This is a genomic window from Lactobacillus apis, assembly GCF_003150935.1.
In the GTDB taxonomy this organism is placed as follows: domain Bacteria; phylum Bacillota; class Bacilli; order Lactobacillales; family Lactobacillaceae; genus Lactobacillus; species Lactobacillus apis.
Window position 1 is genome coordinate 1,347,327 of sequence record NZ_CP029476.1, and the last position, 22,295, is coordinate 1,369,621.

20 protein-coding genes are annotated in these 22,295 nt (G+C 35.7%); 2 read left to right on the plus strand and 18 right to left on the minus strand.

Annotated elements, in window-relative coordinates:
- Nucleotides 1-50: 50 nt before the first annotated feature.
- From scrK to DKL56_RS06500, 13 genes are all read right to left on the minus strand, one after another.
- Entirely contained in the window at nucleotides 51-923 is an 873-nt protein-coding gene (scrK, locus tag DKL56_RS06440) for a fructokinase ScrK (protein WP_109715799.1), read from the minus strand.
- Nucleotides 924-1,040: 117 nt separating this feature from the next.
- The gene (locus tag DKL56_RS06445) at nucleotides 1,041-1,418 is read right to left on the minus strand and encodes a VOC family protein (RefSeq protein WP_109715800.1); all 378 of its coding nucleotides are present in this window, start codon (nucleotides 1,416-1,418) and stop codon (nucleotides 1,041-1,043) included.
- Nucleotides 1,419-1,433: 15 nt separating this feature from the next.
- The gene (locus DKL56_RS06450) at nucleotides 1,434-2,843 is read right to left on the minus strand and encodes a glycoside hydrolase family 32 protein (RefSeq protein ID WP_109715801.1); all 1,410 of its coding nucleotides are present in this window, start codon (nucleotides 2,841-2,843) and stop codon (nucleotides 1,434-1,436) included.
- A 17-nt stretch (nucleotides 2,844-2,860) separates the two neighbouring features.
- Nucleotides 2,861-3,271: a PTS sugar transporter subunit IIA gene (locus DKL56_RS06455; RefSeq protein ID WP_109715802.1), complete on the minus strand. Its 411-nt coding sequence runs from the start codon at nucleotides 3,269-3,271 to the stop codon at nucleotides 2,861-2,863.
- A gap of 15 nt (nucleotides 3,272-3,286) precedes the next feature.
- On the minus strand, nucleotides 3,287-3,775 hold the full coding sequence (locus DKL56_RS06460) for a PTS sugar transporter subunit IIB (RefSeq protein WP_109715803.1): 489 nt from the start codon (nucleotides 3,773-3,775) through the stop codon (nucleotides 3,287-3,289).
- A gap of 12 nt (nucleotides 3,776-3,787) precedes the next feature.
- Nucleotides 3,788-4,576 (minus strand): PTS system mannose/fructose/sorbose family transporter subunit IID, encoded by a 789-nt coding sequence (locus DKL56_RS06465; protein WP_074425800.1) that lies wholly within the window; start codon nucleotides 4,574-4,576, stop codon nucleotides 3,788-3,790.
- Nucleotides 4,569-5,342, minus strand: a complete 774-nt coding sequence (locus tag DKL56_RS06470) for a PTS mannose/fructose/sorbose/N-acetylgalactosamine transporter subunit IIC (RefSeq protein WP_074425801.1) — start codon at nucleotides 5,340-5,342, stop codon at nucleotides 4,569-4,571. The genes DKL56_RS06465 and DKL56_RS06470 overlap by 8 nt, the downstream gene beginning before the upstream one ends.
- Before the next feature lie 143 nt (nucleotides 5,343-5,485).
- Nucleotides 5,486-8,221 (minus strand): sigma 54-interacting transcriptional regulator, encoded by a 2,736-nt coding sequence (locus DKL56_RS06475; protein WP_109715804.1) that lies wholly within the window; start codon nucleotides 8,219-8,221, stop codon nucleotides 5,486-5,488.
- 291 nt (nucleotides 8,222-8,512) lie between these two features.
- Complete coding sequence (locus DKL56_RS06480) at nucleotides 8,513-9,157, minus strand: hypothetical protein (protein WP_109715805.1); 645 nt, start codon at nucleotides 9,155-9,157, stop codon at nucleotides 8,513-8,515.
- A gap of 142 nt (nucleotides 9,158-9,299) precedes the next feature.
- The gene (locus DKL56_RS06485) at nucleotides 9,300-10,574 is read right to left on the minus strand and encodes a UDP-N-acetylglucosamine 1-carboxyvinyltransferase (RefSeq protein ID WP_074425808.1); all 1,275 of its coding nucleotides are present in this window, start codon (nucleotides 10,572-10,574) and stop codon (nucleotides 9,300-9,302) included.
- A gap of 130 nt (nucleotides 10,575-10,704) precedes the next feature.
- Nucleotides 10,705-12,324: a CTP synthase gene (locus DKL56_RS06490; RefSeq protein ID WP_109715806.1), complete on the minus strand. Its 1,620-nt coding sequence runs from the start codon at nucleotides 12,322-12,324 to the stop codon at nucleotides 10,705-10,707.
- A gap of 118 nt (nucleotides 12,325-12,442) precedes the next feature.
- Nucleotides 12,443-12,988 carry a DNA-directed RNA polymerase subunit delta gene (gene rpoE, locus DKL56_RS06495; RefSeq protein ID WP_109715807.1) on the minus strand — a complete coding sequence of 182 codons (546 nt, stop codon included), beginning with the start codon at nucleotides 12,986-12,988 and terminating at the stop codon, nucleotides 12,443-12,445.
- A 46-nt stretch (nucleotides 12,989-13,034) separates the two neighbouring features.
- Nucleotides 13,035-13,439, minus strand: coding sequence for a YwiB family protein (locus DKL56_RS06500; RefSeq protein ID WP_109715808.1), 405 nt, complete (start codon nucleotides 13,437-13,439; stop codon nucleotides 13,035-13,037).
- A 475-nt stretch (nucleotides 13,440-13,914) separates the two neighbouring features.
- On the opposite strand from DKL56_RS06500, the gene DKL56_RS06505 reads away from it, so the two are divergent.
- Nucleotides 13,915-14,151: a hypothetical protein gene (locus DKL56_RS06505; protein WP_109715809.1), complete on the plus strand. Its 237-nt coding sequence runs from the start codon at nucleotides 13,915-13,917 to the stop codon at nucleotides 14,149-14,151.
- 275 nt (nucleotides 14,152-14,426) lie between these two features.
- Here the strand turns inward: DKL56_RS06505 and DKL56_RS06510 are convergent, their stop codons facing one another.
- Nucleotides 14,427-15,257, minus strand: coding sequence for a helix-turn-helix domain-containing protein (locus tag DKL56_RS06510; protein WP_162542512.1), 831 nt, complete (start codon nucleotides 15,255-15,257; stop codon nucleotides 14,427-14,429).
- 191 nt (nucleotides 15,258-15,448) lie between these two features.
- Here DKL56_RS06510 and DKL56_RS06515 point away from each other — a divergent pair, with 191 nt between their 5' ends.
- Entirely contained in the window at nucleotides 15,449-16,816 is a 1,368-nt protein-coding gene (locus DKL56_RS06515; protein ID WP_109715811.1) for an HD domain-containing protein, read from the plus strand.
- A gap of 65 nt (nucleotides 16,817-16,881) precedes the next feature.
- Here the strand turns inward: DKL56_RS06515 and DKL56_RS06520 are convergent, their stop codons facing one another.
- The 4 genes from DKL56_RS06520 to murQ form a co-directional block, all read right to left on the minus strand.
- The gene (locus DKL56_RS06520; protein WP_109715812.1) at nucleotides 16,882-18,474 is read right to left on the minus strand and encodes an ATP-binding cassette domain-containing protein; all 1,593 of its coding nucleotides are present in this window, start codon (nucleotides 18,472-18,474) and stop codon (nucleotides 16,882-16,884) included.
- The gene (locus DKL56_RS06525; RefSeq protein WP_162542513.1) at nucleotides 18,474-20,063 is read right to left on the minus strand and encodes an ATP-binding cassette domain-containing protein; all 1,590 of its coding nucleotides are present in this window, start codon (nucleotides 20,061-20,063) and stop codon (nucleotides 18,474-18,476) included. Before DKL56_RS06525 ends, DKL56_RS06520 begins: the two co-directional genes overlap by 1 nt.
- Nucleotides 20,064-20,253: 190 nt before the next feature.
- Nucleotides 20,254-21,225, minus strand: coding sequence for a ribose-phosphate diphosphokinase (locus tag DKL56_RS06530; RefSeq protein ID WP_109715814.1), 972 nt, complete (start codon nucleotides 21,223-21,225; stop codon nucleotides 20,254-20,256).
- A 164-nt stretch (nucleotides 21,226-21,389) separates the two neighbouring features.
- On the minus strand, nucleotides 21,390-22,286 hold the full coding sequence (gene murQ, locus DKL56_RS06535) for an N-acetylmuramic acid 6-phosphate etherase (RefSeq protein WP_109715815.1): 897 nt from the start codon (nucleotides 22,284-22,286) through the stop codon (nucleotides 21,390-21,392).
- Nucleotides 22,287-22,295: the final 9 nt, after the last annotated feature.

Below are 22,295 nucleotides of genomic sequence, written 5' to 3' on the forward strand. Positions count from 1 at the left end.
ATTGACTTTTATATCTTTTATGAAAATTTTTGCTTAATATGCTGGATAGATTATTCTCTTAATAATCGCTTTGCGAGTGCAAAATCACCTACGGTCGCCGAACCATTGTTTTCAATTTCAGGCATAACAATGTATTGATCAAGTTCGGGTACATGAACGTAGCCATTTAACACTTTAGCAAAATCGCGTCTTACTTTTTCTAGGAACTTTTCACTAGTAACGCCACCGCCAAAAACAATTTTATCAGGGCGCAAAATCAATGTAACTTGCAAAGCAGCTTGAGCAACGTAGTAACTCATGATGTCCCAAACAGGATCTGATAGTGAAACATCCTTGCCTGGCTTATTCAAACGGGCATCAAAAGTTGGACCGGATACTAAACCTTCCAGACAATCTTTGTGGAAAGGACAAACACCTGCAAAATCAAGATCATCAGGATGACGCTTAAGCTTAACATGACCCATTTCAGGGTGACCAAGTGAGCCAACCAACTTGCCATTAATAATTGCTCCACCACCAACACCGGTGCCAATAGTGTAATAAACAAGGGAGTCAATATCTTCATTAGATAATTGTGACATGACGTACTCACCATACGCTGATCCATTTACATCAGTTGTAAAGTACATCGGTACATCAATCTCTTTTTTCAAATAACCAACAAAGTCAGTATTACTCCAGCCTGCCTTAGGTGTGTCAGTAATGTAGCCATAATTCAATGCAGTCTTACGTACTTCGATTGGTCCAAAAGAGGCAATTCCAATCGCATCAATATCAAACTTTTTGAAGTAGTCGACTGTTTTGCGAAGTGTTTCCTCTGGAGTTGTGGTTGGGAAAGTAGTTTGATCTTTAATCTGGTAATTTTCGTTACCCACGGCGCAAACAAACTTTGTTCCACCAGCTTCAATTGATCCTAATAACATTTAGTTGTCCTTTCGTTTTCAAATTCTAATTTACAAAGTTAATTTTAAGCTAAATTATAAATAAAGCTAGTCAAGAAAAGTCCATCATTAAAAAATGACGGTCTCAGCTTATCAAGGCTACAGTTTTTGACAAACTTCAAAAATTTCTTTATTAGGACCATAGAAATTAAAGTACTTAATACCATTTTCCCAATATGGTAAGCTCTGTATACCATCTTCAACAAATTCAACTTTTAATTGTTTAACTTGTTCGTAAGCAGCTTCAATTTCTTTAGTATCTAAGGCAATATGATTGATAGCTCCCACCTTTTCAGGTGCTTCTTCTGGTGATTCCCAACTCTCAAGCATTAAAGTACCTAACTGGTAAAAACCAACTTTACTACCGTCGTTGTCTTCTGTATTCACTAATTCAAAGCCAAGAGCTTCGTAAAATTTCCTACTTTCAGCAAATTTTCTTGTAGGAATTCCTATATGTTGTAAACCATTAAAAAACATTTTTTACCTCATGTTTTATCTTAAAGTATCTTTCCATTGAGTATGATACTGCAAATTAGAAACAGCGATTTTGCCTTCTGTTACAAAGAAACTTAGCTGCTTGCCCATTTTATTGTACATTCTAGCACTTAAAGCTATGTTGTTTATATACAAAATAATAATACTATCATCTACAATCAGTTTAAAGTCATATTTTTGGTTTTTGACCAAGGAAATTGGACGCTGTAATCCTGTAGTGAAGTAGGATGGCCAAGGGTAATTTGGAGTATGAGTAAATTTAAGCATGTGTTCAGGACGCGAGACTTTATATTGGTATCCTTCTCGAGTTTCATTATTAACAAACGCCTTTATTCCAAATTCTTTAGTATCTTCTAGAACATCGATTTGTCCTTCAAGTAAAAACTGACTTGGTAGATTTTCAATAAAACTGTGTTCTGTTTTTTCGGTTGAATTTCCAAATTCAAATGTTGGTAAGGAGGCTGTTTTTGCGAAATTGTTAATAATGGTTTGAGGTAGAGTTACGCCAAGAGTTTTGTCTTCTCTTTTAATTACTTGATGCGGTACAAATGCTCCACCCCAATCCCAATTTCCTAAATCATCATTATTTTTTTTAGTCGCTACCCAGCCTGTTAAAAAGCGACCAACATTTTCATTACCTACCGTTCTAGCGGCATAATAAGCTTTACCATCAAAGAATTCATCGCTTAAAGAATGCCAAACGCCAAACAAGTCTTTTCCAACACGATATTTAGTTCTTTTATCTTCAGAATATTCCGAAAAGATTAAGTACCAATCACCATCTATCTGAAATAGATCAGGCATTTCGATCATATTAAATTCATTTGGTGTCCAAAAATCACCTTTGAAATCCCAATTTTTAAGATCTTGAGATTCGAAATAAACTAATCGACCTGTAGGCTTTTTCTTATCACTAGGCAATCTTGCACCAAGAACTAAGATATAGCATTGCTTTTCTTGAGAATAAACAATTACTGGATCACGCCAATCATTATGATCATAACCAGTTTGTGGTACTAAACTAGTTGCTTGACCTGATTTTTTCCAATGAACTAAATCTTGGCTAGTAGCTGACATTAAAACTTCAGAAGTCTTTTTAGCTAGTTTAGCTTGGCGATTATGACCTGTATAAAAGGCAATCTTCTCATTTTTTCCTTGAGTAACACTTCCGGCATAAATAAATTGATCAACTGCATCATGCGATCCTTTGGGTAAGACCTCACCATAGTCTTTAAAATTAACAAAGTCTTTTGTTGTAACCAGTGACCAGCCAAACGGATCAGTTAGAGGCTTAGGTTTCCGAGTATCTCTTTGATGGAAAAGATAAAAAGTTTGATCATCCTCATTAAAGAAAGGCATACAGTCCCCAAACCAATAATCTTTTGGTTGATAAAATATTTTTTGCATTTTAGTTAATTCTTTCTTTATTCATCATCATCACCTTTAACATTTTTTAATTCAAATCGTGTCAAAGGGACCATTTTCTCAATTTTATCCACTACATCCTTTAGTGGCTTGTTTTGCATTCTTAAATTCAAAGTTTCAACAAGAACCGGTAAACTAACACCGCCAAATAAATATGATTCATTTTCCCAAGCAGTGCTTTTTTTAGCAAACTCATTAAATGGTGTCCCACCAGCTATATCACAGAAAATAATTACTGGCTCATCAACTAATGGTTCAACCACATTTTCAACCTTCTTTGAAAATTGATCTATTCCTTGATCACCCAATTCAACAGTCTTCACTTTTTTAGTTTGGCCAAAAAATGACTGTAAAACCCTTAAGAACTCTCCGGCGAGATGACCATGTGTAGCTATTATTATGTTGAACATTGAATTTCAATCCTTCTAAATATAATCTTTTAAATAAACAGTTGGACTTTGTGGTGTCGGAATAACAGTAACATTTATGCCACGATCAATTAATTGCTTAAATGATGCACGTTCTTCCTGAGTAACATTAATTGATGGTCGGATGCGTTCCGTACCTTCTCTTGCCGCCATATTACCCACATTAACCTCTTTAATTGGTAACCCATTATCAATTAAATAATTAACATCCATCGGAGAAACGCAGATTAAAAGTACTCTCTGTCCCTTATAGCGCCCGCTCTTAATATTAGCTAGCGCCTTTTCTCTTCCTAAAATAGATGTGCTTACGTTTGCTGGGGCAGCCAATCTAACTACAGTTTTACGCATGTCATCATTTACAATCGAGTCATTGATAACCATAATTCTCGTTGCATTTAAGCGGCCACTCCACTGGGTTGCCACTTGACCATGAATCATTCTATCGTCAATTCTAACGTGAACAATTCCTTCCATTTCTTCTGCCATTGTCTAATACCTCTATGCCAAAATGTGCATTGCATTTAATGCAACAGATACTACCAAAACAATCAAAATTACATATACTGGTTTTATCTTTTTACCCAGTAAATAATAGATTCCTGCAACAACTGCTGCTGGCAATAGTCCAGGCATAATTTGATCTAAAATACTATTACCAGTCATCGTTAATTTTCCTTGTTTAAAAGTAAATGCTAGATTTACTTTTACCATTGTCGCAGCCAATGCACCAACAACCATCAATCCTAGAACAGATGCTGCATTAGTAAGAGCCTTTAACGTTGTATTAATTGAAGAAAGCATCTTAGTTCCAGATTTGTATCCAGCATTGAACAAAGGATATGCTGTCAATCTAATTAAAATTGAAGCAATTATCCACATGAATACGCCAAATGGATTACCGTGAAGTGCCATATTAGCTGCAATCGCACCAAAAATTGTCCATGGAATAGTTACAAACAAACTATCACCAATTCCTGCTAGTGGTCCCATTAAACCTGTTTTTAACGCGCTAACTGCTTCAAGCGATGCAGTTTTACCACTTTCTTCCATCCCCGCATCAATTCCCATAATAAATGGTGCAGTATATGGAGTTGTATTAAAGAACTGCAATTGCGTTTTAATAGCAGTTTTTTTACCTTCAGGATCATCGCGATAGTTCTCTTCAATGAATGGTAACATCGCATAGGTATAGCCTAAGCCTTCGTATTTTTCATAATTTAGAGAAGTAGCACCAAAAACAATCCACCGATTCATTACTTTACGATAAACTTTTTTCATTTTACTCATCTTCGTCAGCACTCCCTTCTACAGCTGCTTGTCCACTTTCACTACCCTTGGTTTGGTTCTTATATAGAAGCAAAGCAATTGCAAAGCCAATTAGTGATATACCAATAATTGGCATCTTTAAATAAATGGCTAAAACAAATCCAATAATGATGTATGAAAAGTAGTCTCTAGTTGGTAAGTACTGTAATAACATTCCAATACCTACTGCAGGTAGAATACCGGCAGCTGTCTTAAGTCCACCAGAAAGCCAAGCAGGAATGTAGTTAATAAAACTACCAACAATTTGAGGCCCAAGAATTACAGTCAATAGAACTGGAATACCTGATACACAACTTGTCATTAAAGTTGCTAGATACTGCATCCAGTTAATCATTCGGTAGTTTCCTTGTTCAGCATATTTTTCAGCCTTTTGTTGACAGAAAATATTAGCTGACCATTTTAAGACATCAACTTGAACAATTAGCAAAGCAATTGGAATTGCTAGCGTGATTCCGATAGCGGCTTTTTGATGAGTCGCTAAAGTTAAGTACGTACCAATCAAAGCTGCCGTTTGATAGTCTGGAACTGATGCTCCACCAAAACTGGTAATACCAAGTGTCATTAATTGTAATGTACCACCTATGTATAGCCCAGTTTCTGCATCCCCCATAATTAAACCGGTAATGAAACCAGCCACAACCGGTTGTGAGATACCCAATTTTGGTCCTTCTTTATCAAAGTTGATAATAAAGCCATAAATTACGACAAGAATATTTCGTAATATCATTTCTCGTTCTCCTTTTTAGAAAATAAATTAATTTGGTGATTGATTTATCCAAACACTTCTTTCCATCAACTAATTAGCAACTTTTGTGCCAAGTTATAAACAAAAAAGCCACATTACCTAATAGACATTGGTAAATGCGGCTTTCATTGCCGATTAAAAATAATTTGATCAATGTAAATTAACTCAGATTGTGGAATTTTCACACTATAATTATCACTAATCACACTGAATGCAGCTTTTATTTTGCTTAGCTCATTGGCATATTTTTGTGAGAATGATTTTTCATAGTTATAGTCAAGATTATTAGCTTCCTTCCTAATTAACCGCTCAATTAAGTAGCTGACATGAACATAAAGGGTAAACTTCTTTTGATTAGACAGAGTAATTGAAAATCGACGCTCAAGCTCTTGAATAAAAATAGTAATGTTTTCAATAACTTTGGGTGCATCAAGAATAGTAACCATATTAATGGTTTGCTCTAAGGAAAAGTTCTTAACTAAGTTATTGAGAATAGTTTCTATTTCTTGATTCGAAAATGCTGTTTTTAGCCAGTCGCTTAACTTAGCTGTATCTTTGTCAGATAAAATTTGTTCAAGATAAATAAAATCAATTCCGTTAATGCCTGGGTTCTCAGTTCCAATGATGCCAACAACCTCATACATTTTCTTAATAATGCCCACTTCATGAGTATCTTTCAAAGCTTGAAAATCATACGGTACAATCTTAATTTTTTTATTCGGCAAACAACGCTCCAAAAGTCTTGCAACATGCGTTGCGGTTCCAATTCCAGAATAACAAGTTGTTAGAATCACCTTTTGCTTACTGGTTTCCGGGTAGGTTAATTTGATTTCAATCTCTCCGGTTTGTTTTACTAATTGACTAATCTTCCGAAAATTACGTTTCTTTAGAATGCTTTCACCCACCGTTAAGGCTAATAATGTAGAAACGTTGTTAATTAATAAAATCGGTGCATTAATCTGGCGTGGAAAAAGTGTTTCAATCTCTTTCAATGATCCCATATCAACTAGAATAATTAGGCCATGCGTCACATCATTATTTTCAGTATAATCAATTATTTTGTCAGCAATTTCTTGCGTACTAACATTAATTGGCATATCAAATGCATCAAGTGTATGTGCACCCAAAAGCCGGTTAACAACATTTGCTATACTCCCAGCTGTGGCATAACCATGAGCAATCACAATTGCTTTAATCAAACCAGTCTTGGTAATAATCTCCAACTTGTTTAGATAAATAGTTAGAAAGATATAATCTACTTCATTAAGTTCAATATCCAAATTTGTCTTAATCAAATTAATTAACTTGGTGACATAAACATAAATGTCAAGATAGCGTTGGTGAACATCTTTGTTGAGCTTCACCAAAGCCTTTTGATTCTTTATTTCCTCACTGCTCCATTGAAACTTTTGGCGCTCAAATAAATAGTAACTAACTGCATATACTGCATTATTACTAATCTTTAGCTGATAAGCTGTTTTCATTTGCTCAAACAAATGGTTAACGCCATCGATCACATACGAAAGCAATGGAATATGATCGCTATTATTTTTTTCAAAAAGCAAGGAATCAAATAGCTGGTACACTATTTGTTTTAACTTAGATTCACATTCAGCCAAGTTATCATCACTTTGCTCATAGACTTTGAGTAACTTATTTAAGCTATTAAGAAAAATTTTCTTTTCGGGAAAATTTCGTTCAATTAAATCATCTACTTCTGTTTCATTTGTAATCATAATTGGCTTAGAAGAAGGATGATAGACCTCCACTTTGCTTTTATTCAAAACGTCTAGTGGTAAGTTATATGCCGTCAAAGTAATTGTCTCGTTATCCTTTTGATCAGCATTAGCGCGAGCAATTGTTAACTTAATTGCATTTTTTAAGTCTCCTATATTGCCGGTTGGCTGATAGTTGGCCAACATGTCTAAAACTTGGTCGCTAATAGAAAGCGGTTTAGCAATCTTTTTTTGCTCATTGTTAAAAAGCGTATAAACCAAATTCAAGCGCTCTTCCTTACTCCGTTGACTAAGCGAAGGCAAAGTGATTTTTACGGGAATACGACGTGTAAAAGTAGTTAAAAAACTGGTATCCAGATCCTCAGTTGTGGCAAAGCATAATCTCACATGGACCCTTTTTCCTTTTTTCGTTTCACCAACTGGATAAACTATTCCCTGGTCTAAGTAAGTAAATAGCTTTTCTTGCCCTTTAGGACCAAGTCGGTGAACTTCATCCAAAAAGAGAATTCCACCATCGGCTTCCACAAATGCACCCTCATGATCTTCATCAGCACCAGTAAAAGCACCTTTTTTATAGCCAAAAAGATTGCTAGTTAATAGTTCTGGATTATCAGCGTACTGCGCACAGTTGATTGTTATAAAGGGCGCAGACTTTTTAATTAATTTATGTGTGCGGCAAAAACGATTGATCAAGCTGACCAAATAACTTTTTCCTGTACCACTTTCTCCATTAATCAGTAAAGGCAAGCCGCCGTTAGGATATAGAACTGCGGCCCTAACTCGCTCAATGCTCTCCTTCAAGCTAGGATTAATTTGGACGAATCGTTTTAGCAAATCTTGGTTGCTATTTTCCTGTTCTAATTTTGTAACAGATTGATAGACACTTTTTTTCAGTTTGTAGTTCTCTTTTTCAAAGCTTGAGCGGTGAAGAAAATGCACAGGTCTAGTTTCAATTTTTACCAATTTCTCTTCATTAGTCAGTTGATTTAAATACAAGCTGACGGTATTGCGCTTTGCGTTTAAAGCTTTAGCAATTCCACCAGCCGTAAATTTGTCATCTAATTCCTCCAAATTGACTGTTTTCGTTTCTTTATCCAAGTAATGTAAAATCTCGTCTTTTAGCATAATGACCTCTTTTTTAAATATCGTCTCAACTTAAAACCGCTTTCAAAGTCATTTTACATTAACTTTATTAACAAATCTGAGCTTTTTTCACTGTAGCAAACTGTGAATCTGGCTGGCAGAAAAAGATTCTTCGCTTAATTCGTTCCTGTTACACTGTTTTTCTCGTTAATGCACACATTTTAATTAGTTGAAAAAAGCACTTGTGTGAAAAAATTATATTAGTGTGAAAACAAAAAAGACTTGAAGTTATTATCTTCAAGTCTTTTAGAACTTATCTTTGATTAAATTAAATTATTTTTCTACTACACTTCCTGGATAGCGGCCGATCAGCAATACTGGTGTTTCAGCTACTGTTCCATATTCAACGAATTCTTTTAGTTGCTTAAGCGAAAGATCAGCAATTTTCTTCTCTTTACCAGTTAATTTAGCGGCCTCGTTTTGCGCCTGACCTAATAAATCAGCTGTCGGATTTTTATTAACTTTTGCAGTCATTACACCTAATTCAGCTTCTATTAGTGGCTGTAATTTTGGATTATCCAAGTTCTTATTATAAATGCCATTAATGTATGAAGTATAACCCTTGAATTTACCATTCTTTGATACAAGATCAACGAATACATTGTTGTGGATTAACCTTACTTTTTTTACTTTAAAAAGAGTATTGCTTTTTACAATCTTCTTAAGTGACTTTTTACCATAAGGCTTACCGTTAGGCTTATACAAAGCGCCTTTAGCTGCATTAGGTAGTTTAAATGAATAGCCAGCTTTTGCTAATTTCTTAGTCCAAGCTTTTGCTGAATAATGGTACGGTGTTTTTTTATTCGCAGCTGTCTTAGCAGAAATAACATTACTTGATGATGCTACCGCTGCAATCGGAGCACAAAGAAGAGCTGCCGCTAAAGCAATTTTTGATATTCTTCCTAATTTTAATTTCATTTCATTCAACCATCCTTTATATATTTAGTCTTATTGTATCACACTATATTAAGCGGATGTTAACAGTTAATGAAAATAGTAAAAAACGACTAATCAAAAGACTAGTCGTTTACTTAAATATCTTTAATTGCACTATTTTTAGCTACTTATCTGGAACGTCTTTGATTGTAACGTCAGCACCTAGCAAGCGTAATTTTTCTTGAACGCGATCATAACCACGAAGAATATTACCAGCATTATTGATAATTGTGTCACCTTTTGCCATTAGTCCCGCAATCATCAAACATGCACCAGCTCTGATTTCTCCAGCAGCAACAGTTGCCCCATGCAGTTTTTCAGTCGGGTGAACAAGAATAATATTATCCTCTACTTTGATGTCAGCACCCATCTTACGCAATTGCTCAATATGACCAATTCGTTTAGGGTAAATGCGATCAATTATTACACCTTCACCAGACTTAGCAGATAACAGCAAAGGAGTTACAGGCTGCTGCAAATCAGTAGCAAAACCTGGGTATGCACCAGTTTTAATCTGTGTCATTTTCAAGTCGCCAGCAGGATAAACGTAAAGTGAGTCCTCATCTGCATCAATGACTAGTCCCATTTCTTCTACCTTCGCAAGGTAAGAATCAAGGTGTTCTTCAATAATGTTATGAATGCAGATACCATTGCCAATACAGCCAGCAAGAGAAATGTACGTTCCAGCTTCAATTCGATCAGGAATAATCGTATGCGGAGCTCTAGCTTCTAACTTTTCAACACCTTCGATTCGGATTGAATCGGTTCCTGCTCCTCGAATAACTGCACCCATATTATTAAGGAAAGTTGCTAAGTCAATTATTTCAGGTTCTTTAGCAGCGTTATCAATGACAGTTTGCCCATTTGCGGTAACTGAAGCCATGATAATATTCATTGTCGCGCCTACTGATGGCATTTCTAGGTGAATAGTCGCTCCTTGCAGTCCTTCATCGGGAGCAGTAATTGTTATTTGGTCATTTTCATTTGTTACACATGCACCTAAGGCTTCAAAACCTTTGATATGTTGGTCAATGGGGCGGGGACCAATATCATCCCCGCCAGGGAAGCCCACAACAGCCTTACCAAAACGGCCAAGAAGAGCACCCATAAAGTAATAGGAAGCTCGTAAACTCTTGATCTTACCACTTGGCAATGGGCTCATCTTAATGTTCTCTGGATTGATTTGTAAAGTTGTCTTTTCAAAAGAACAAACGACGTCCATCTCACTCAGTAAATCCATTAAGTTGTCAACATCTGCAATCCTTGGAACGCCTTCCAAAGTTACCGGTGTACGCGACAAAATTGATGCCGGAATTAGTGCAACGGTTGAGTTCTTTGCGCCGCCAATCCAGACATCACCCTGTAGGGGCTTTCCACCATGAATTATCATTTGCTTCATTGGCGAAAAAATCCTTTTCTATTTTCGATTAGTCATAATTATGTTAAAGGAATTTAACGGAAAAAACAAGGGAAGACCTTCGTCTTCCCTGCTTAAAAATAAAGATTTTTGTATTATTCAATTTCACTCTTTATAGTTTTTCTTCCTCTAAACCAGAAGCAGCACCGATAAAGGCCTTATATAGTCCTTCTGGTCTTTGTGGTCTACTCAAAAATTCAGGGTGATATTGTGCAGCAATGAAAAACTTATTCTTTGTAAGTTCGATTACTTCGACTAAATGGTTATCTGGTGAAACACCTGCAAAGGTCATTCCAGCCTTTTCAAATGCTTCACGGTATTCATTGTTAAATTCGTAACGATGACGGTGACGTTCTTGAATAACATCTTGATTGTCATAAGCAGCTGCGGTCTTAGTACCAGGCTTTAATGCTGCTGGATAAAGGCCTAAACGTAAAGTACCACCAATGTTTTCTTCATCACGTTTGTCAGCCATAATATCGATCACATTGTGCTTAGTGTTAGGATCAGCTTCAGCAGTATTTGCATCTTTATATCCTAAAACGTCACGTGCAAATTCAACAGTTGCCATTTGCATACCCAAACATACTCCAAGGAATGGAATGTCATTTTCACGGGCATATTTAATTGCAGTAATCATGCCTTCAAAGCCACGGGAACCAAATCCACCGGGAACAATCAAGCCATCGGAACCTTTCATGAAGTCTGCAATATTATCTTCAGTTATATCTTCTGCTTGTACCTTATTAATTTCAACATCAGTATTATAAGAATAACCAGCATGCTTAAGTGCATCAGTAACAGAAATATAAGCATCTTCAAGTTCAACATATTTACCAACTAAAGTGATTTTGGTCTTGTACTTTAAGTTCTTAACTCTTTCGTCAAGACGGGTCCATTCAGCCATATCAGCTTCATCTTTTGGACTCTTAATATGTAAAAAGTCACAAACCTTTTGATCCATACCTTGTTCTTTAAAGGCTAATGGTAAGTCGAAAAGTGATGGTGCATCGATTGATTCAATAATTCGATCAACTGGAACATCAGTAAAGTTAGAAATCTTATCTTTATGTTCTTGGTTGATTGGCATTTCTGCACGTAAAACTAACATATTTGGTTGAATACCAATGTTGCGCAATTCAGCAACAGAATGCTGGGTTGGCTTAGTTTTCATTTCTTTAGCAGCGTGTAAATATGGTACTAAAGTACAGTGAATGTACATCACATTTTCTTCACCGACTTCACGACGCATTTGTCTAATTGCTTCCATAAAAGGAGTAGACTCAATGTCACCAACAGTACCACCGATTTCAGAAATAACCACATCAGAGTCAGTGGTTAAGCCTGCACGCATGATTTTTTGCTTAATCATATCCGTAATATGAGGAATAACTTGGACAGTAGCACCATGATAATCACCACGACGTTCTTTTTCCAAAACTTCTTTGTAAATTTTACCAGTAGTTACATTTGAGTATTTACTGGTACGCACATCTACAATTCGCTCGTAGTGGCCTAAATCAAGGTCTGCTTCTGTTCCGTCATCAGTTACAAAAACCTCACCGTGTTGATATGGGTTCATTGTACCTGGGTCAATGTTGATATATGGATCAAACTTTTGCATGGTTACTTTCAAACCACGATTTTTTAATAACCGACCAAGACTTGAAGCAGTAATTCCCTTGCCTAGTGAAGAAACAACGCCGCCCGTAACGAAAATATATTTTGTCATTAGCCAAACTCCTTTTTGCAAAAAATAAAAATAAAAAAGCTCCCAAAAAGGGAGCATAAACGCACATAAGGGTGCCCAATTAAAATACTATCTATTTTGCGTCATTAAGTCAAGAGAATTATTCATCCTCTTCGTCATCATCTAATTCTGACAATTGACCTTCAATGCCATCTGGCAAATCTTCATCATCGTCATCATCAGTATCAACGAAATCTTCATCTTCGACAAAGTCATCTGCTTCATCGTCAGCTGTCGCATCTAAGTCTTCATCTTCTGGATCGTCATTATCGTAGTCAATAATGTCGTCACTTCCAGTAGCACTTGCTAAGAAAGCATTAACTTTCTTGTGATGTGCACGACTGTCATCTTCGTCATCATCCTCTGGATGGTTAACTTCTTCGTCAACTGATTCATAAGGAAACCATGAACGTAAAGCCCAAACATTTTCACCCATTGAAATGAATTCACCGTTGGTATTCAAGTCCGTGTAAAATTGGGGTAAACGTTCCCTAATTTCCTCATCACTCTCTCCCAAGTACTTTTGTACGGCATTAACAATATCGGCAAAACCCATTCTTTTATTGTTATCTTCCAATATTGCACGAGCAACTTCAATCATTGATAGTTCATTGCGATTTTTGTCTTTAAAGTCGTTTAATCCCACAATTGTATTCCTCTCTTTTAACAATCCTTTTTATTTTACTAGGCGCTCAAGTAAAAATCAACGTAACTGTGTAACTTCCTACTAAGTATAGTCCACTAAAGAGGTCATATTCAATCTGAAGTTGCTTTGAACCGTCAATTTTAGGGAAAAATTTAATTAATTTAGTGGAACTCTTCAGGTCCATTTGGTAGCCAGATGCAACATAACGGCAGTCCTTTTTTTGTCCAACCGTAAAATGAAGTTGCGAATAATCATCGTTAGTATTACCACGCTTGATGATTACATCATTTTCTTTAATTAGCAGCTTAACTGGAACTTTGTCATCTTCTAAGTAAGAAACCCTAGTTACGTCTCCATTTTTGATTAGTTCACCCTGCCCAGTTTTATGGAAAGTCTCACTTTCCTTTTCTTGAACAATTTTACTAGTAAAATCAATTTTTACTTTAGTCATATATTTGATTCTTTGCAATAAAAAAGCTAACCATCAAGATTAGCAATAACTCTTAATATCCTTCTTAATTTTAGCAGAAAACATTATAAAACAAATTATTTTTTTATACCAGTAATTACTCCAATTCCTTTTTCGGTGGTATTGCCAGCAAAATGTTGATCCGACCTATTGCAATCAAGCTTGCGCAAAAAAATAAATGATTTTTTCACCGACACAATCAAAAATTATACCTGACGCAATTGATGAAACTGGGCCATCAATATTTCTGATTATGGCCAGAACCCGCCCATTAAATGAGCAAAATTTGATAAAATATAACTATACTGATAGTAACTCATAACATAATTGCAACCAATTAAAAGATGAATTGTGATGATCCTATACTATCATTGGAACTTAAGAAAACCAATTAAAAATTGACCTTTTAAGAGTCCACTATTTTTTACCAGCTCAAAATGTAGGAGATTTACTAAACATGTCAAACTTAAAACAATACAGCTTAGAAATTGACAACGAGAAGCAAACTATTCAAGGCGTTTTTATATCCGACAAGACTATGTTCCAGCAAATTAGAGGTGTAGTTCAAGCTACACATTTAGATGGATGGGAACCATCTTCTGATGATATTGAGAAATTGAAGGCTAATGCAATGAACCCTGACCCCAAAGAGCTAGCACGAATCAAAGCTATCTGGGAACAGAGGAGTAAGTAGAAACTCGTCAACTTGGAATTGGTTTGAAGTTTAAAAATAGATTTGACTTCAAAAAGAGAGAATAAAAAATAGCTAGCTCAAGTTTTATACTTGGCTAGCTATTTTTTACTTTAATTTATACTATATTACTTCTTAAATGATTAATTTTTAATATGCAACAATGATAATTACTGTTCTCAATAAATCCATTTTTTCTCTCCTATATAAATCGAACTTTTTACAGTAATAATACCCCCTATTACATTATTTACAATACAATTTTCATATTCGAAAAATCATCTTTTCATTCTTTCTACATTTGCTTTATAGCCTGAAATAGTTAGAACTTTTTTTATTTTACCTGCTTCTTCTTTTTTACCATCTATTATATCTTCATAGTACTTGCCTAATATTTTAGTAAGCGCTAGTTCAACTATGCAAGGGAGCTTTTTTAAATAATTTAATGGGTCTTTACATAGATTTATCTTATTTTGCTGTAAGCAAAAGTCTATATAGTTTACCATCAGTACACTCAGTGCCAATAGTACTTCCTTTTCTAGCTTAGTCACATCTTGATATCTTCTAATAATACTTTTTATTAGAAAAGTTAATTCATCTATACTATAAATTTCCATCACATTGCTTATCAAAACAATTCTTAGATATCCATTTTCATCAATATCTTTTTGAAACACTAATTGCTTAATTTTCTTTTTTTCCGTACTTGATAGTTTTTTTAATGAATCTTTACTATGTGTACTAGAAATAACCTTTGCTTGTAAAATAAGTGATTCTGTTACACTTGTTTGAGGTTCAATTTGCATTAATTGATTAGTAATGTTTGTTATCTCAACATCATTATCCTCGTTTGCCGCCTTAACAAGATCATTTACCAACGCATTAAGCTTTTTAGTATTAAAATCATTCTTTTTTGGCTCAGCAAAAAACTCTTGAAAACTAACCCCATGTTTTTCAAGAATTTGGATCAACTCTTCTGCTCCGATATCATGAAAGCCACGTTCAACCTTTGAATAAAACGAAACAGAAATTACATCAGCGGCCATCTCCTTTTGGGTTAAACCTAAATCATGACGTAACTTTTTTAATTTGCTCCCAATACGATTCATAATTATCATCCCTTTTTATTCCATATAAAATATTATGGTCACTAATCAGAAAAACATTCAAAAATATTATTTGTTTTTAACAAATTGATCCTTTTGAATATTCAAAGTGCCCTATAAATTGCAAATTTGCTATAATCAAGTAAATAATCAATTTTTAATCTTACATTATAAACTAACTTCGAGGAATATTTATGCCAAAATTTCAAAGTAAAAAATTAACTAAAGAAGTTGTTTTACGTGATCCTGTTCATGACTACATTCACATTGAAGATCAAGTCATATTGGACATTTTAAAAACAGAAGAATTCCAAAGAATGCGCCGTATCAAACAACTCGGGCCTCTTTCATATGTTTTCCCTGGAGCAACTCATACCCGTTTCGAACATAATCTAGGTGTATACGAGTTAACTAGAAAAATCTGTAATATTTTCGCAGAAAAGTACCCATCTCATAATTCGGGGGATGGTCTGTGGGATGACAATAACCGCTTATTAGTTGAATGTGCCGGTTTACTCCACGATATCGGACATGGACCATACTCACATACTTTTGAGCATCTATTTGGTACAAACCACGAAAAGATTGGCCAAAAGATTATTACTGACCCTAATACAGAAATTAACCATGTTTTGCGCGAAGTTGCGCCAAACTTTCCTGAATTAGTGGCTAGTGTTATTGACAAAACTTATCCTAATCCTCAAGTCGTTAAAATGATTTCCAGTCAGGCTGATGCTGACCGAATGGATTATCTTAAACGTGATGCATACTTCACTGGCGTTACATACGGCGAATTTGATTTGTCGCGAATTTTACAAGAAATAAGACCTTATCAAGGTGGCATTTGCTTCACAATGGCTGGAATGCACGCAGTTGAGGACTATATCGTTTCGCGCTATCAAATGTATCAGCAAGTGTACTTCCACCGTGTAGGCCGTTCAATGGAAGTCATTTTGCAGCATTTACTTGAACGAGCAAAAGTCGTTTATGAGCAAGGTACCCTACAAGTCACACCAAGTTTAGCCAAGTTTTTAGCTGGCGACTGGACGCTCAGTGACTACCTTGAATTAGACGATGGAGTCATGGAAACAAACTTCTCCATGTGGACAAAGGCAAGCGACCCAATTTTAGCTGATTTAGCAAATTGCTATTTGTACCGAAAACCACTAGCAAGTATTTGCATCGATGACGAAACTAAAAGCTTATTACCTAAATTAAAGGACCTAATTAAGCAAGCTGGGTTTGATCCACTCTATTATACAGACACCAATTCCGCTTTTGATGAGCCCTATGATGCGTATAAACCAAGCGGGAAAAACGCTAATAGTCAAATTGAAATCATGCAAGCTGACGGTCAGCTAATTGAGCTGTCACAGTTAAGTCCGTTAGTTCGTGCACTTAATGGAACAATTCAGGGTGACGAGCGGTTCTTCTTCCCTAAAATCATGATGTCCAATAGCGACGAACCACAAATTTTTGACCCGCTTTACCAACAATTCCAACGTTATGTCAAAAACGGTAAGCTGCGCTATTTGCGAAAACCGAAAACTAGTAAAAAATAAAAAGACCGAATTCTGATTGAATTCGATCTTTTTTTGGGGAGCTATTTGTTAGGTTATACGTTTACTTAACTTTCTGTATTTTTAACTATATGAATTTCACGGTCAAATAACTGCTTCATTTGTTCATTAAAGTTATGAGCTATAAAGATTACCGTTGCAGAGGTTGCAGTTACTTCACGCAAAATTTCCATCGTAGCTTGTTGATCAATCGCACTAGTTCCCTCATCAATTAGAATCAATTCACTGTGATGAACTAATGCACGTACTAAAACAATTTTTTGCCTTTGTCCGCCAGAAATATTCAACTTATTCAAATCGATTTGCTGATTCAGTCCTTGGTCAAACTTAGCAATATCTCCATCAAGCTGAACTTTTTCTACAAGCGAAGGTAAAGCATTTTTTAGTTTGTCAGCAAACATCGTCATATTGTCAGCGATACTTGCTGGAAAGAGAACAGGATCTTGAGGGATATAACCAATTTTCTCCATATCAGGATTAATTGGCGCGCCATTTTTATTCTTGAAAACAATCTTTCCCGTAGTCGGCTTAAGCTGTTCTAGAATAAGTTTAAATAAAGTTGATTTACCTGCACCTGAATCCCCAGTTAATAGTATTTTTTCACCTACTTTAATATCAATATCAGGGAATTTTAGACTCTCACCATTTGGAAATTGTAGGCTAAGGTCACGAACACTCAGTTCCGCAGGTGCTGAGACTTGTTCTAGTTTAGGCTGTTCAACACTTTCAGTTTCCTCAGCAATTTTTTTATTTAAAGATTGGGCACCCTTCATCTGGCCGTATGAATTAACGATTTCTTCAACGCCCATTCTTAGATAATATTGACAGTTTCCAACACCGATAATAACACCAAAAGCAACTAGTTTTTGCTGAAATAAGTAGCCAGCTAATAAAAATAAGATTGTTGAAAAGCAAACTGAAATTAACCCATTAACAATAGACAGCAGTTGCATGACCCCATTTTGTTTAACATTTGCATCCTCCAAGTCTTTGGCTGCCTTATCTGTTATCGCAAATAATTTTTCACCGGCAAAATAGCGTTGTATTTCTTCTAAGCCACTAAGCCACTTGTCTAAGCAATCCAAATACTTTTGATTACTTTCAGAAATGTGAGTTGTTGCCTGCTGTAACGGTTTTTCAAGCAATTTAGGCACAGCTAACGAAATAATCACCATCAAAGTGACCGCTAGAAGTAAACTCCAGTGTAATGAAATTAATAACGCAACAACAGACACGATAATTGCTACACCACCGAGCAAATTGAAAAAGGGTTCTAAGTAATTTTCTTGGCTTTGAACTAAGTCATTAGTTAATCCATTCTGGACCTGGGCTACAGGGTGCTCCTTTTGATCTTTATAAAAATGGTCAATTGTTTTTTGACGGATAGCAGCTTTATATTGTTCCTCTTGTTTAGATTGAAGGTAACGTAGCAGTCCTTGCAATAAATAATCGATCAGGATGAATACAAAACTGGCAAGAACCATAAACATGAAAGTCCTAAAATTACCTTGCTGAATTGCTGTAGTTTCAATGATTACAATTAATGAGTTAACAATCATAAGTGCATAAAAGCTAATTAGCACTACCATTATCACTACAAAGCGTAATGGGTTTTGCTTAAAAAAACCTTTAATAGTCATTACTTGACCTCCTTTTTCTTTGCTTTTAAGCAGATTTGATAATCAAATTTTTCCATTAAATCAGGACTAAAATTATGTGCAATTAGCAAGACTGTTTTATCTGTTCGCAACAGTTCACTAATGATTTTATTAGTTGTCTTGCTATCAACTGCACTTGTTGCCTCATCCAATAAAAGAAATGGTTTGTCATGTATTTCAGCCCTTGCTAAAACAACTTTCTGTCTTTGCCCCCCAGATAAGTTTCCTTGATCTAAATCAACATTAGTGTCAATTTGTTGTGGAAAGTTTGCTATGTCTGAAGCCAGCTGTACATTTTGAACGGCTCCACTTAATCTAGAACTTAGTTTTTGGTTAAACATCGTAATATTATTAGCAACCGTATCTGGGAAAAGCGTAGCGTCTTGAGCCACATAACCTAATTCAGCTTGCTTAGGTAGTAGTTTGTTACCAGCTTGATCAATAAAATAGACCTCTCCGTTTTGGGGCTCAATTTTACCCAATAGAACCTTGAAAAGTGTTGACTTTCCAGTGCCAGAATCACCTGTGAGTAGAACTTTGTCGCCTTGATTAATAGTGAAATCGGGATAAGTGATACTTTCACCATTTTGATATTGAACCTCTAGGTTGCGACATTTTAAGCCATATACTGCAGCCTTAGGCTTTCTTTCAGGTAACGGATGAATGAGTTTAGTAACATCAGCACGCAATTCCTTTGTTGAACGAATTTGGGTAATTGCACTAATGATTTCCCATAAGCCATTAAAAATAGTTGAAGCAAAACTACTAGCGATGGCCCAGTCACCCAGAGATATTATATGTCTGAAAAATAGTAGACCAGCCCAGAGACCTGTTCCCACTTGACCGATTGAGTTGCCCACGCCATTAATTGCAATTGCAATAGACTTCATTTTATTACTATTTACATTGGCATCTGTAAGTTTCTGGTTATCTTGACCAAGCGCTTTGGCTAAACGGCCACCAGCACCATAACGTCGTAATTCTCCTAGACCAGAAAACCAGTTCTCAATTGTATTTAAAAATTGCGCATTCTTCTGAGCTGCTTTAGCAGCTGAACTGGACAATTTTTTGGTCATGATTTGAGGTAAACAAAGAACAATAATCGTTACTACGGTCACAATCAAAATTAATGACCAATGCAATGTTAATAGTGTTCCTATTGCCATAATGATGCTTAATAAGTTAATCCAGATTTTTATCCATGGCGTCGCATAATCGTCGGACAAAACTTTGAGATTATTTCCCAATTGATTCTGCATATCTGCAACCTTAGTTGGTTCGGCGGCATAATAGTGTTTCATTATTTTGGCGCGAATTTCGTGCAAATATTCTTGAATCTGCTTGTTAAACAAAAATGTTCCTAGTGGTAGTAGAAGAATAGTAAAAATTGAAATGATAAGTTCTAAAACTATCCAAAAAGCAAACCCGCTCCAGTTTCCATTACTAAGATCATTAGTTATGTATTTGAAAAAATATGTTGTTGCAGTACCACTTAATGCATAAGCCAAGAAAACTAATAAAATTAAAATTGTTCTTGGTATGCTAGTCTTTAATAATTGCTTTAGTGTCAATGGTCTCAAGCCTCCTTAATTTCATATTTCTTATTAAAGTCTAATTTTATTTTAAATTCAATCTTATTCAATTAAGTGGTCATTTTTTCCAACTAAGTGACACATATTTTATTAGTAAGATAATTTAGTATATAGAAAAAAACCTGAAATCAGTTTGATTTCAGGTTTTTATTACGTGTCATTTTAAATTTTAGTGCTTATCTTTTTCATATCTGGTATTAAACAAAGGACTAAGTGGTTCATTCTTTTGAATACACTTAATTGCATCCCCAATTAACGGTCCCACTGAAACAAGCGAAGTCTTATCCAACTTCTTCTCAGCAGGCTGGTTAATTGAATCTGTTAATACCAAGCTTTTAATCGGAGAATCATTTAAACGTTTAATGGCTGGACCAGATAAAACAGCATGTGTAGCACTGGCATAAACTTCAGTTGCACCTGCATCAATCAATGCTTGTGCAGCTAATGTGATAGTTCCAGCAGTATCAATCATATCATCAATAATGATTGCTCGCTTACCTTTAACGTCACCAATGATGTTCATCACCTCGGCAACATTAGCACGTGGTCGACGCTTATCAACAATTGCAATTGAAGTGCCTAGGAATTCTGCAAGCTTTCTAGCACGAGTAACACCACCATGATCTGGTGAAACTACAACTGCATCCTTTTCCAGATTATTTCTTAAGAAGTAATCTGCAAGTAATGGTGCACCCATTAAATTATCTACAGGTATATCGAAGAAGCCTTGAATTTGAGGTGCATGTAAATCTAGTGATAATAGTCTAGTGGCACCTGCTTCTTGCAACATATCAGCAACTAATTTGGCTGTAATTGGTTCACGTGGACGAGTCTTGCGATCCTGACGAGCATAGCCATAATATGGAATTACAATATTTATCGTCTGTGCACTTGCGCGGCGAACAGCATCAATCATAATCAACAATTCCATCAAATTATCATTGACTGGTACACTCGTTGATTGAATTAAATATACGTCCTTACCACGAACAGATTCGTCTATATTAATTTGAATTTCCCCATCGCTAAAGCGTTGTACACTAGATTTACTAAGTGGAATCCCAACGCGGTCCGCAATTTTTTGTGCTAGCGGCAAATTCGAATTGAGGGCAAACAACATCATATTGTCTTTATAAGACATAATTTCCTCCGTATTAAAATGTTAACAACTTATTATTTTACCAAAAGTTGTCCGAAAAAGCTTTTTCCTATACTATTATTCAACTTTAGCGGACGACATTCAAGCCCCGAATGCTAGAATGCACAGATAATGCGTAAGTTTTCCACTTATTTTAAAAGAAATTTTTATTCATGATCTAAGACACTACGAATATTACCATGATATTTCTTTAGTAATGCGGCAGCTTCATGTTCAGTCTTTCCAGTTTTAGCCATCACAATTGCTTGAGCCACATTTTTGTTGGCCTTTTCTAAGAGCTGTAGTGCCTTTTTAGTGTCAATATCGGCAGTTGCACTAATGATGCGACATGCTCGATCAACCAACTTTTCATTAGTCGGCTGTACATCAATCATCATATTTGAATATACTTTTCCCTGCTTAATCATCACGCCTGTGGAAATCATATTCAAAATCATTTTTTGAGCTGTGCCGGCCTTCATCCTAGTTGAACCAGTGACTACTTCAGGACCAACCACCGCTTCAATAGCAATATCTGCATGCTGACCAATGACAGAATCTGCTACACAGGCAATTGCAATTGTTAAGGTACCTTGCTTTTTGGCATAGTCTAATCCGCCAATCACATATGGTGTTCGGCCACTTGCAGCTAAGCCAAGTACAACATCATTTTGAGTTAAAGCCAAATTACTTAAGTCCTTTTCACCCAGTTCTGCCGAATCTTCGGCGCCTTCTACAGCTGAAAACATTGCACTTTTTCCACCAGCAATTAGTCCGACTGCTCTTTCGGGCTTAATGCCATAAGTCGGCACTAGCTCTGCAGCATCTAATACGCCAAGCCGTCCACTAGTTCCAGCACCAAGATAGATTAAACGACCGCCATTAGAATAATTTTTAGCTGCTGCATCAATTGCTTGGGCAATTTGCTCATTTTCCTGTCTTACTGCTTGAGCAACTTTCTGATCTTCTTGATTAATCGTCTTAACCATTTCTAGTGTTGACATTCTATCAATTTCACTAGTTGCAGGATTACGCTCTTCAGTTTTTAACTCTTTAATTTCCATTTTTATCCT